General features: G+C 50.0%; 11 protein-coding genes and 2 pseudogenes. 2 read left to right on the top strand and 11 right to left on the bottom strand.

Annotated elements, in window-relative coordinates:
- Positions 1–241: 241 nt before the first annotated feature.
- Together GOB85_RS14120 and GOB85_RS14115 are read right to left on the bottom strand one after the other, a co-directional pair.
- On the bottom strand, positions 242–445 hold the full coding sequence (locus GOB85_RS14120; RefSeq protein ID WP_173578138.1) for a hypothetical protein: 204 nt from the start codon (positions 443–445) through the stop codon (positions 242–244).
- An 81-nt stretch (positions 446–526) separates the two neighbouring features.
- Complete coding sequence (locus GOB85_RS14115) at positions 527–1,990, bottom strand: MATE family efflux transporter (RefSeq protein WP_173578137.1); 1,464 nt, start codon at positions 1,988–1,990, stop codon at positions 527–529.
- A 109-nt stretch (positions 1,991–2,099) separates the two neighbouring features.
- Here GOB85_RS14115 and GOB85_RS14110 point away from each other — a divergent pair.
- Both GOB85_RS14110 and GOB85_RS19360 read left to right on the top strand, forming a co-directional pair.
- Positions 2,100–2,378 (top strand): annotated as a pseudogene (locus GOB85_RS14110) (transposase); the annotation flags it as partial.
- Positions 2,379–2,638: 260 nt separating this feature from the next.
- Positions 2,639–3,092, top strand: a pseudogene (locus tag GOB85_RS19360) (transposase); the annotation flags it as partial.
- Between the two features lie 32 nt (positions 3,093–3,124).
- On the opposite strand, the gene GOB85_RS14100 reads toward GOB85_RS19360, so the two are convergent.
- The 9 genes from GOB85_RS14100 to cpaB form a co-directional block, all read right to left on the bottom strand.
- The gene (locus tag GOB85_RS14100; protein WP_173578144.1) at positions 3,125–3,955 is read right to left on the bottom strand and encodes an IS5 family transposase; all 831 of its coding nucleotides are present in this window, start codon (positions 3,953–3,955) and stop codon (positions 3,125–3,127) included.
- Positions 3,956–4,037: 82 nt separating this feature from the next.
- Positions 4,038–4,805, bottom strand: coding sequence for a tetratricopeptide repeat protein (locus GOB85_RS14095; protein WP_173578135.1), 768 nt, complete (start codon positions 4,803–4,805; stop codon positions 4,038–4,040).
- A gap of 6 nt (positions 4,806–4,811) precedes the next feature.
- A complete protein-coding gene (locus tag GOB85_RS14090; protein ID WP_173578134.1) occupies positions 4,812–5,729 on the bottom strand; it encodes a type II secretion system F family protein in 918 nt (305 codons plus the stop codon).
- 5 nt (positions 5,730–5,734) lie between these two features.
- Positions 5,735–6,691, bottom strand: coding sequence for a type II secretion system F family protein (locus GOB85_RS14085; RefSeq protein WP_173578133.1), 957 nt, complete (start codon positions 6,689–6,691; stop codon positions 5,735–5,737).
- Between the two features lie 8 nt (positions 6,692–6,699).
- Entirely contained in the window at positions 6,700–8,040 is a 1,341-nt protein-coding gene (locus GOB85_RS14080) for a CpaF family protein (RefSeq protein WP_173578132.1), read from the bottom strand.
- A 2-nt stretch (positions 8,041–8,042) separates the two neighbouring features.
- Positions 8,043–9,299, bottom strand: coding sequence for an AAA family ATPase (locus tag GOB85_RS14075; protein ID WP_173578131.1), 1,257 nt, complete (start codon positions 9,297–9,299; stop codon positions 8,043–8,045).
- Complete coding sequence (locus GOB85_RS14070; RefSeq protein WP_173578130.1) at positions 9,296–9,517, bottom strand: hypothetical protein; 222 nt, start codon at positions 9,515–9,517, stop codon at positions 9,296–9,298. The genes GOB85_RS14075 and GOB85_RS14070 overlap by 4 nt, the downstream gene beginning before the upstream one ends.
- A gap of 85 nt (positions 9,518–9,602) precedes the next feature.
- Positions 9,603–11,024 (bottom strand): pilus assembly protein N-terminal domain-containing protein, encoded by a 1,422-nt coding sequence (locus GOB85_RS14065; protein WP_173578129.1) that lies wholly within the window; start codon positions 11,022–11,024, stop codon positions 9,603–9,605.
- Positions 11,014–11,868: a Flp pilus assembly protein CpaB gene (gene cpaB, locus GOB85_RS14060; protein WP_173578128.1), complete on the bottom strand. Its 855-nt coding sequence runs from the start codon at positions 11,866–11,868 to the stop codon at positions 11,014–11,016. Before cpaB ends, GOB85_RS14065 begins: the two co-directional genes overlap by 11 nt.

Genomic DNA, 11,868 nt, shown 5'->3' with positions numbered 1-11,868 from the left:
AAGGCTTCGCGGTCCATCTCGCTTTCCTCCCGGAAACACAAAATGAAACGCCCGAAACCCTCCTGCGATCCCAGGCCCAACACCTAACGACAACAGAGCCTTTCCAAAGGCAGGCCTTTGTCGGTTCCTGAGCAGAGTCCTGAATCCTTGAAACCAAGCTTCATTACTCAATAAAAACAAAGCCTCACAGACCACAATCCGACCAGACACGAAAACTTCCAGACGAACAGAGCGCAGGCAGTTATTCTTCGTCCAGCACGGCTGTTGCTTTTCTTACGATGGTCTCATACTCACCATCGCTCAGTTCCCCACGATGATGAAATTCACTGGCACGCGCCAGAGCATCACGGGCATGAGATGCATCAGGGATCGGATAACGCCGTCCCGGCAGAGCAAAAGCATCATCCGGCAGGGCATCACGCTCAGCAGTCGTAAGTTTCGACATGACGGTCATCTCCTTTCCAAGGCATCGGAAGAACTGATGCTCATCCCGGGCAACCTGAACATCAGCCCGGAAATCATCAGCCTATGTCCGTGAGGATAGTTCCGCATCCTCGATTTCATCAAGTTCCGCCATGGCAGCTTCAGCACTGACAGTGGCAATGTTGGCAGCCGGCGCGAAGAACGGCGGCTCTGCAACAGCCCCTGGTTCACCGACAGCAAGCTGTTTCACCACACGGAACGCCACCACAATCGCCGCCGCCCCGAAGACAACGCTCCCCAGAACCTGCCCGATCTGCACACCCTGCGCACCAAATCGCGTGCCCCAGGCCACGAACGGAATCGTGCCAAGCGTCGCCCGCCCCCAGTTGAACAGAGTCGAATAAAGCGGGTGCCCGAGGTTATTGAACGCCGTGTTCGCAACAAACAGCATCCCGATAAAAAGATAACCAGCCACGGTCCACGAACAGAACAGGTGAATCAGCATCGCCCCGTCGCCCTGAGCATGAAAGCCGGCAACCAGCAGATTCTGGTTCAGCGCCAGCAGAATCCAGGTGATGACGACGCACAGCCCGACCAGCTTCAATGATGACACCAGAACCTCGCGCACCCGCTCCAGCTTTTCCGCCCCAAGATTCTGCGAAATAATCGGCCCGACAGCACCTGTCAGTGCAAAAACGAAGGAGAAAGCTACAACGACAATGCGGTCGACTGACGCCTGCCCTCCAACCGCATCCAGTCCGAAACGCGCCATACGCTCCGTCACATAGGCCGACCCGATCGGCGTCGCCAGATTCGTCATAATGGCTGGCACCGCGATCGTGCCCACATGCCGGGTATCACGCAGAACAGATCCGGGCTGCGGCCAGCCGAGAATCCCATGCGACCACGCGCCGCGCAGGCCCAGAACCAGAACAGCCACACGCGAGAGAACAGAACTGATCGCCGCTCCGCTCAGCCCCTCATGCAGACCAAGGATCAGCACCGGATCAAGAAATGCTGCCAGCACGGCCCCTGCCAGCGTCACGTTCATCGATCGTTTTGCGTCACCCACAGCCCGCATCAGCGCAGAACAGGCCATCCCCAGCGCCACCGCAGGAAGGAAAGGAGAGACAACATGCAGATAGGTTTCGGCTTCCGTCAGCGCATCACCCGAAGCCCCGAGCAGCCGCAAAATCGGATCAGCAAGAATGGCGGTCGCGCAACCGAGCACAAGGCTCAGAATCAGCGTGGTGAACAAAAAAGACGATGCGATGCGCCGTGCATCCTCAAATCGTCCGCACCCGATCTCCCGACCAACAGAAGCACCAAGCCCGATCGTCAGGCCAATCGACACCGCGATCTGGATACCACCAACAGCTCCGGCAAACCCGATGGCCGCTGTCAGAGCCGGGTCTCCGAGGTGAGCAATGTAGATCATGTTCAGCATATCGACAGCGAACACAGCCATCAGGCCAATCGCGCCCGTGCCAGCCATGATGAGAACGTGCCGCATGATGCTGCCGGTCACGAAGCAGGCTCCGCGCCCCGGCGCTGGTTTTCCGCTCATTCAATCCTGTCCGCCCGGATGTGCTCCGGAGCAGTTTTCCTCTGTCTTTTAAGGAGTAACATGATCTGTTCCGGACGCGAATGCCTGAAAGCCGCCATTCGCCGTGTGCAATGCGCTGGCCTACATGCCGAAAGCCCGGCAAAGCATGGCAGTCGCCGATCAGCTACGGACGAAATGGCACAAATTCGGGACATTCATCGACAACCGCGAAACCAATGTGCTGGCCCGCATGGACTTCCCCGCCCGGCACAGCAGGCGGATCCGCATCACCAATTCGCTCGAATGGCTAAACAAACGCCATGCCAATGTCGTGAGCATCTTTCCAAACGAGGCGGCCATCGTCCGTCTGATCGGCGCCGTGCTGCTGGAAGCAAACGACGAATGGCAGGGCTCTGCCCTGGAACCCGGCAAAGGCTCGCCTTTGCAAACCGTTTTGATGATCAGCAAACCGGGGTGCAGGCCTGCTGTCCCTGCCGGGTCCGGGCTGAGCCCGGATGCTCACATCGACAGGTCAGCCTTCACAACCTCTGGTATTATTCAGGTCCGCCATTGACATTCAGCCAGCACAGATTTCCATCGAGGCCGCATGACCTCGCCCTGCCTCAACTACATCGCAATTTCCACCACGTCGACGGACACAACCGCCGAAAAGGCGGGTGGCGGATTGATCAGCAGGGCTATGATGCAGGCAAAAAAATCAGAGGCTGCAAGCGTCATATCCCTGTCGACACGCAAGGCTTGCTGATGCAGGCCATCGTGCACGCGGCCGATATTCAGGATCGCAATAGCGGGGTGATGTTGATGCCAGGCCTGTTCGGCCTGTATCCGTTTTTACTGAAGCTGTTTGCCTATGGCGGCTACCAGAGCCGAAACTCCAGTCGGGACGACGTACCGTGCTCACAAAGGTCGACGTGGAGATCGTCAAGCGGTCCGATCGGGCGAAGGGATTCCCGGTATTGCCAGGGCTTTGGGTGGTCTTTGCATGGCTCAATCGCTGCCGCCGACTGGCGAAGGACCGGGAAAATCTGACCAATCGGGCTCTTGCTTTTTTTTGCAGTTGGCCGCCATCCGCCTCATGCTCAGAAAGCAATGTAATGGATGAAATTCTTTCCGAACGAACTCTAAGAGCCTGAATCAGAAAGCGGTTTGATTGATTTTTCGCAGAACTCTGCGGATATGGGCAATCATCAACCACGCGTGGGATGACGGGATTGTTGCCTCGACATCCTTCGTGAGGCGACGGCAACGTCCGAGCCATGCAAAGCTACGCTCCACGATCCAGCGTTTGGGCAGGACGACGAAGCCTTCGGCCCGATCGCTACGTTTGACGATCTCGATCGTCCATCGGCCGAGTTCAGCCAGCGCACCACGCAACTTCTCGCCAGCATATCCCCCGTCACCGATCAGATGGCGAAGCCAGGGAAACAATGAGCGTATCCTGACCGCTACCAGCGGCGCACCATCACGATCCTGAATGTCGGCGGGATGTACAACAGCCGCCACGACATGACCCAGCGTGTCGGTCGCGATATGTCGCTTGCGTCCCCTGATTTTCTTGCCCGCGTCATAACCGCGTGGGCCGCCATTTTCAGCGGTTTTAACCGACTGGCTGTCGATAATGCCCACTGAAGGCGTGGCGTCTCGCCCGTCCTGCTCACGCGACAGGATCACGAGAATATGGTTCATGGCTTCCCATCTTCCCTCGCGGATCCAACGGTAGAAATAGCCCTGTACGGTCGTGAAGGCCGGAAAGTGCCGGGGCAACTGCCGCCATTGGCAGCCGGTCGTGACGATATAGAGGATCGCCTCCATGACCCGGCGCAAATCCGTACGTCGTGGTCTTCCCAGTCGTTTCCTCTCGGGCATCAGCGGCGCAATCAGCGCCCACTCCGCATCGCGCAGGTCGCTTGCATATTCCAGGTCGTCCCGGCGATACTGCGCTCGGGTGATTTCAGTCCAGGCCATCTTGATCTCATCAGGTTCTCGCAAACCCATGAATCATAACCTGCTGAAATCACTCAACTCATTTTCGGTCAGACACTAAGAATTAACTGGCACTATGCACTTTCAAAAAATCAGTCAGTTTCTGAAGCATTGCCGGAACAGAAGACGGACTCATGTACTCCGATAACACTTCCTGGGCATCACCAACTTTTCCGTTTGAAATCAAAACCAGGGCATAATCTTCCCGTGTGCGCGGCGTTGCATCCGCTGCCTGCGCATAAGGCCTGATCAATGCAAGTCCTTTTTCTCTCTGACCGGATAAAGCCATAGAAAGTCCCAGATTCACTTCAGCTGACACCAATGTGGGATCAAGACTAATTGCTGTCACATAAGCACTCTGTGCTTCCTGGTATTTCCCACTCATATCAAGCGCAACACCGTAATCATTTAATATTTCCGCATCTGACGGATAAAGAACTTTCATTTTCTCCAGAAGAAGCAGCGCTTCCTTCGCATCCAATTTTAAATATATTTTCACAAGCCCAAGCCAGGCATCTTTCGTATCCGGCACCCGGTGCAAACATTTTTTATATAATTGTACTGCTGCGTTATTTCTTCCCAGAGAAGCATTAAGATTAGCTAACCGTAAAATAATCTCCGGATTATCGGGGTTTTCGTAGTTTAATCTGTTCAAATCAGAAATAATTTTTTCAGATTCACCGTTCTTAATTTCCACATCATAAACAGCCAATTGCTTTTGCAAAGCAACATTCTGCCCCGATGCTGCACAAGAACAAAGCCCGACCAGAACGCTGGAACAAAAAATAAATGATACATTTTTTTGTATTATTATACGAAAATTAGATATCATTATAAATCACCTGGACAGAGCCGCAATAACATTAATGATTGCCGGGCCCGCAATGACTATGAACATACAGGGCAGCAAAAACAATATCATCGGAAACGTTAACAGAACTGAAAGTTTCGCTGCCTTTGACTCAAATTTTATCAATGTATCTGAACGAATTTCAGCAACAAGAACACGCAGAACAGCCCCCAGAGAGGCTCCTGTTTCGAGCGTCTGAGCCAAAGCAGCACTCAGACGCAGCAAAGCCTCAATCCCTGTTCGCTTCCCCAGATCCTCTATAACTTTATAGCGATCAGAATTAACTCTTAATTCATCAACAGTCTTCCTGAACTCATAAGCTACATCTTTATTCAGACTTACCATCTCCGTGGCGACCCGTTCCATCGCTGTTTCCATGCCCAGCCCCGCCTCAGCACAGACAAGAAACAGATCAAGAGCATCAGCCATTCCGGCATCCACCCGACGCAGATGCATCCAGGCCTTTTGCCGCATTACGATATCAGGTAGAAAAAAACCTGCTGTTGCTGACACAAGTGTTAACAGTAATATTGTAGCCCCATGTTTTTCAGTCAGAAAAGAAAAAAGATACCCTCCCATACCCAAAACAATGAAGAACCCTATTTTTAAGGCAACAAAAGTTCCTATATCAACACCAAGACGTTGCAGATCTCCACTCTTCAACGCACTGCCACCAACTGCATTGCGAAGAACTTCTGAGCGGACAAGTTTTGCACCGATTTCAGAAAAAATTCTGGAAAAGAGTGTTTTTTGTTGCCGAATATCTTCAACCCGGCAGTTCACACGACTGCATATTTTTGCAACCCGTGTTAATCTGTTCCGCCGTTCAGTAAGATATTGGTCCAGTTCCCAAACCAGAAAAAAACACGCACAGACAATCAGAACAACTGCTATATACAAAAACACGGCAGCTACCTCAAAGCCAATTTTGTTATAATCAACATAGAAGAAATACCCATAATAAATAATAAAATAGCCGTATATAACATTTTTAACCCGGACGGTGTCGTATACAAAATTTCTATATATTTTGGATTCATGAATAACATAAGAACAGACATAAATATTGGCAAACCAGCCAGAACATAACAACTTGTTCTGGCTTCAGAAGCAAGTGCCAGCGCTTTTTTCCTGGCCTGAGTTCGTTTTCTGATTGTCGAAGCAAAACTATCGAGAATTTCCGCTAGTCCCCCGCCCGTTCTCGTCTGAAGTCTGACGATTATAGAAAAAAATCTATATTCTTTTATTCCACCATTCAAAGCCAGATCTTCCAGTGCTTCTCCAAGCTCTTTACCGACAGCAACCTTATGAATAACATCCTGAAACAAATTTTTCGTCGGTGCCTGGGCCTGCTTCGCTACAATTTCAAGAGTCCTGGAAAGAGATACACCCACCTTCAGACAACGCGCCATCATAGATACTGTTTCCGGAAGTTGCTCAATAAGTTTTGAATTATGTTTTGCCTGCAATCTGGAAAAATAAATTCTTATTATAGCAAGACTCTCAATGGGACTAAACTCAACAGCGAGGCGATCAAGAAAATGTGCAAGAACAAAAGAAACCAATGTCACAGCAAAAAAAACTACCGAACAAACCTTATAAATATCTTTTTTTGTGTATAACGTGCTATGAAAATCAAAACCCACGACATTCTTTAATAAATAAATGTATTTATTCTTATTTTTTGGAGGTGTTAAAATAGATGCCGGGTGATCTATTTCAATATTACTCTCATGACCAGCCACCACAGAAATTCTGTTTGAACGAGTGCGATTATAATTTTTTTCTGCAACAAATTCTTTAAATGCAACTACGATGCACAATACAATAATAATTAAACCACATTCAAGGCCGAACAGACCGGACATATTCTGCCTTAATCTCCAAGAGCATTTACCCAGACTTTATCAAGCTGAAAATAAGTTAAAGTGCTATGAAAACTTGGGCGAGCCCGTGACACATTATAATGCCCAACAATCTTTCCATCATGATTTTCTCCATCGATATTGAATGTTATGATGTCATTTAACGTAACGACATCGCCTTCAAGACCAGCAACATCAGTGACCTGTACTATTCGCCGGACCCCGTCACGCTGTCGCTCAATCTGAACGATAAGGTCAACCGCTCCCACAATCTGCGTTCGAATCGATGCCACAGGAAGTCCTAAATTCCCCATCTGCACCATATTCTCAATCCGGGTGATTGCATCTCTGGTAGAATTCGCATGGATCGTGGACATACTTCCATCATGACCTGTATTCATTGCCTGCAGCATATCAAATGCTTCAGCGCCACGAACCTCACCGATTATAATTCTGTCCGGCCGCATCCTGAGCGCGTTCTTCACGAGATCACGCTGCGTGATTTCTCCTGTACCTTCAATCGAAGGCGGTCGTGTTTCAAGACGAACAACATGTGGCTGCTGAAACTGAAGTTCAGCTGCATCCTCAACAGTTATAACACGTTCACCCGGGTCAATAAGCCGGGACATTGCATTCATCAACGTAGTCTTACCTGATCCTGTTCCGCCAGATATAATGACATTCAGTCGCACACGGGATGCAATTTCAAGAATTCTGGCAATCTGTACGGAACAGCTTCCATTTTCGACAAGTTTCTTAAAATCTATTTTTTTCTTTGAAAATTTTCGAATGGAGACATAAGGTCCGTCCAGCGCGAGAGGAGGAAAGACAATATTAACACGAGATCCGTCACTCAGACGTGCATCAACGGTCGGACTCGATTCATCAATACGACGGCCAACAGCAGAAGCAATTCTCTGACTTACGGCCATCAGATGACGCTTATCCCGAAAATTAACTTTTGCATCAATGAGCTTTCCGTATTTTTCTACAAAGACACGATAAGGCCCATTGACCATGATGTCCGTTATCTGGTCATCATCCAGAAGCGGTTGTATGGGTCCAAGACCCAGCATGTCGTTAACCAGATCATTAGCAAGCGATTTCTGCTCCCGCGCATTAAGCTGGACACGTTTCTCATTGGCGATCTCGTTGACGACCCGCTCAATTTCAAGCATGAGCCGTTCCGGTGGCAATTTATTTATTGCCGCCGGATCAAGCCTTTCAAGACAAAATCCATGCAACTCAGCTGACTGAGCAACCACTTCCACCGTATGATGAATTGTATTGTTGTGAACAGTATCGATCGGAGGCTGCGTCGATATTGTTTTTTTTCCAAACGACGAAGACATAGTTATTTCCGTATTCTTTCAATGAAACCTGTCACCAGACGTCTCAATGGTCCCTGTTCAGTAGATTTTCCACTCGCACTCACCGAAGCCGCCTCCTGTGCCAGCGTCTCAATTGAAGATCTGAAAGCACTCTTATTTTGCACAGCGGCATAACCAGAAATCTCAGATTCATTTATTATTTTTGGAAGAAACGGAATAATGACATCCGGCTGACGTCCCAGACCATCTGCAATTTCAGTAAGTGAAAGACTACCAGGTTGCCCAAACTTATTAAGAACAATAAGAGGTCGGACACCGTGCGTGCCATTTCTGGACGCCGCCATAAGTCTTAGCGTATCTCTCAGAGAAGGCAATGTCGGATCAAGAACAATAACTCTCTGATCACACATATCAATTATATTTCTATCAACTTCATTGAGACAATTTGGAATATCTATTACAATGAAATTATACTTCTTTTTTACAATACCTATAAGATGCTCAGGACCATTAGAAGAAACCACAACAAACTCTGATAAATCAACCTGACTACTCAGAACATCGCATCGCTCACTCACTTTCTGAGCGCTTCGTTCGATAAACAATTCATCAACACGCTGTGGAGATTCAAAAGCCGTACGAAGGCCGCCATCTGCCTTTGTGCCAAGGAGTACGGATACTGAGCCGGTATAAAGGTTCGCATCAAGGATCAGTGTATGACGACGCGCAATCTCTCCGAGATACCATGCCAGGTTAGCCGCAATAGTCGTTGCCCCGGCTCCACCCCGTGCACTCAGAAAACCCAGAACGCGGCCGCCACGTGTTGTTTCCGGTTCGTAATCTCCATCTGTCAGGAACGGGCCAAAAAACCTTGCGACCATCGAACGATTCAATGGCTTGTAAAGATACTCAGCAACGCCCAGGCCTCGTGTCAGCTGCCGATAGAAATTCGCATCCTGCCGGTCACCAATAACAAGAACCTTCACATCCGGCTCAAGAGTATTCGCAAGTTCAACCAGACAGGTTATGGGCTGATCTTCACCGGCAACATCAATAATCAGTATTTTCGGTGTTGCACCGCGACGTAGTCTGGTCGTAGCCTGTGCACACGTCAGGCATGAAAGACTGAAGTTCCCGGGCTGAAATTCGTCAAGCACCTCCCGCAGAATATTTTCGCTTGTCGGTTCAGAGACAAATGCCTGAATCTGACTATCATGCGGTGATTTTTTTTTAGATCCGTCTAATGCTGGTGACAGCTCAAGAGATTTTATGTGATTCATTGTGAACCACCTCCTCCTGACTGATTATTACCGACCTGGGCAAGGCTTGTGTTCTGGATTTTCTTTACTTTTCCATCACGAAGCCGTTTCACAGCATCCGCAGCGAGAGTCGCGTCAAATGTTGCATCTGACCGCCCCGAACTGAGATCAGAAGGAACAGCAACCTGCAGAAGCAGATTATGGGAGTTTGCACTGGGCATGTTCCATCGACTCGCCATATAAAGCGGGTCCGTCTCAGCGCATCCTGACAGAACAAATAAGCTGGCTACAAGCAGTGTTGTTTTTACCGGATATGCTGTCATATTAATCCACCACGAAGCCAATATCGAGCGGCTCAGCTGGTTTTGAAACGGCTGTGCCCTGCGTTTTCTTCACGTCCAGACTCGTCCGTTTACCGGACTGGTACCCCAGAAGAGCCCGCTCGGAATCATTGGGCGGCGTCCAGTTCGCATCAGGCCTCGCCAGCAGGCCTGGATTTGCAACTGGCCGCACAATGTAGGGCGTCACAATGATAACGAGTTCACTCTGGTTATGCTGAAAGCTGTTTGAACGGAACAGTGCACCGAGAATCGGTATTTCACTCAGACCCGGAAGACCAAGTGAAGTTGTCGTAGTACTATCCTGAAAGAGACCCGCAATCGCAAAACTCTGACCACTGCCCAGTTCAACCGTTGTATCGACGCGACTGACCGTGAGCGCCGGGATACTGACAGAGTTATTCCCCTCCCCAAATGACACTGCTCCGGTGGCACTAAGCTGGCTGACCTCCGGCCGCACATGCAGATTGATCCGCCCGCCAGTAAGAACAGTGGGTACAAAAGACAGAGAAACACCATACTGCTTGTACTGTACAGAAACCGTATTGTTGTAAGACGCGATGGGAATTGGATACTCACCACCCACCAGGAAACTGGCCGCCTCACCGCTCATAGTCGTCAGATTAGGCTCAGCAAGCATATGGACCAGTTCATCCTGCGCCAGCACATCAATAACTGTCTGAAGAGTTGTCGGCCGTCCGGCAATACGAAAGCGTGACAGAAATGAGAAACTACTCTGACTGGCCGCCATAGCAGCGAGTGGATTCATGGTCGCGAGTCCGATAGCCGCACTTGTTCCCAGGGCATTGACGTTTTCCCACTGCACGCCCAGTTCGCGCACCATCTGCCGTGACATTTCAACAACCTGAACCTGAAGATTGACCTGAATGGGGTCAGACATTCTCATCCTGTTGTAAACAGTATCTTTACCAACTTCATCCTGGGCAGAGGCAACTGCGCGCTCCGCACTTTCGGCATCAGGCGCAGAACCGTTCAGAGTAATGCCCCCCGGACCCATCCGGGGCTGAATCCGGGCAGTATTTTCCTGCCGTGTCAGGTCATGCGCATGAACCGCAGGATACTGCGCCGGATTTACTGTGACGAAATACTGTCCAACAGGATGCCCTGCTGCATCAGCTGCGGAAATCGTTGTCTGACCCGGCCCCGTTCCAAAAACAAACAATGTCGTTGAATTGGCAGGCCTTACTTCCGCAACCTTAGGATCAGCCGCGAACGCTGTAGCAACATTTGATTTCAGCTCAATAAGTTTTCCCGCTCCGACCTCCAGCGTTATGGAAGACGCAGCACACGCAGAAGAAATCAGGCCATACAGAATAAATGGAATTACAGCTCTACAGACATAAGGCTTCATGACCGCAGCCAGGATATGCCTGAATTTAGTGAGCACCTGGCGCTTCCTCGATTCCATTAAACACCCGCATAGCCGCGATGCCTGCGGGCCTCGTGTCGCTTGCAGGCTTTTCGAACTTATCGCTGGCATCAAAAATATCTTCATTCCAGGTAATATCAGAGCCCGACCGTCCGCTGTCCGGCTTATTCAGCGGGCGCAGTGTCAGAACGATACGCCCTAATTTTTGAGCAAGTGCTAATTTCCTCGCGTTTTCAGGAGTCAGTTCCAGAACAGCCGTACGCGCTGTCTGATTAGGCAGAGAAGGGTTTTTCCCCCGGATAACCGTCTGATCAATCGCGACAACATGGGAATTTTCAAGAATGGTCTGAGATGCGGCACTGTGTTCTGAAGATGCAACCGCTTCCATGTTTGCCGGAATCAGAATCACATCGACATAGTCACCCGGCCAGATCAGACTGCCCGCAGCACTGGCAGGGTCCACGGTGACCGAGACGCCACGCATCCCGGGCGAAAGGAGGGCAGCAAGAAATCCGCCCTCTCCGGGGTGCACAACATCATCCCCTCTCAGTTGAGCACCCTTCGGAAGCGCAACACGCAGGAGCGTGCCAATAAAATCTTTTCTCTGACTGCTGAGCAGAGTACCAAACGATCTGAACGATTGAGGGACAGTCTGATCAGACAGATCTTCTTCCTTCAGAATTTCACCCGGAAATAACTGATGATGCGCGACCAGAATTTTAATGGCTGGTTCAGTCTTTACGACAGGAGGAGGCGCTGCAGACGGAAGATCCTGGTGGAGAGATAATTTTCCAAGGAGAAACAGGGAAAGAACCGTGAGAACAAATATGCAGCCATATGTTATATATTTGTGTATTCCCAT

The organism is Acetobacter fallax (assembly GCF_011516735.1).
GTDB classification, from domain to species: domain Bacteria; phylum Pseudomonadota; class Alphaproteobacteria; order Acetobacterales; family Acetobacteraceae; genus Acetobacter; species Acetobacter fallax.
The sequence above is the reverse complement of the archived record's forward strand: the minus strand, read 5'-3'. Positions and strand labels throughout refer to the sequence as shown.

Bases quoted from the DNA above. Each gene is read 5' to 3' on its own strand.
- GOB85_RS14120 (WP_173578138.1), bottom strand. From the start codon at position 445: ATGTCGAAACTTACGACTGCTGAGCGTGATGCCCTGCCGGATGATGCT.
- GOB85_RS14115 (WP_173578137.1), bottom strand. From the start codon at position 1,990: ATGAGCGGAAAACCAGCGCCGGGGCGCGGAGCCTGCTTCGTGACCGGC.
- GOB85_RS14100 (WP_173578144.1), bottom strand. From the start codon at position 3,955: ATGGCCTGGACTGAAATCACCCGAGCGCAGTATCGCCGGGACGACCTG.
- GOB85_RS14095 (WP_173578135.1), bottom strand. From the start codon at position 4,805: ATGATATCTAATTTTCGTATAATAATACAAAAAAATGTATCATTTATT.
- GOB85_RS14085 (WP_173578133.1), bottom strand. From the start codon at position 6,691: ATGTCCGGTCTGTTCGGCCTTGAATGTGGTTTAATTATTATTGTATTG.
- GOB85_RS14080 (WP_173578132.1), bottom strand. From the start codon at position 8,040: ATGTCTTCGTCGTTTGGAAAAAAAACAATATCGACGCAGCCTCCGATC.
- GOB85_RS14075 (WP_173578131.1), bottom strand. From the start codon at position 9,299: ATGAATCACATAAAATCTCTTGAGCTGTCACCAGCATTAGACGGATCT.
- GOB85_RS14070 (WP_173578130.1), bottom strand. From the start codon at position 9,517: ATGGCGAGTCGATGGAACATGCCCAGTGCAAACTCCCATAATCTGCTT.
- cpaB (WP_173578128.1), bottom strand. From the start codon at position 11,868: ATGGGAATACACAAATATATAACATATGGCTGCATATTTGTTCTCACG.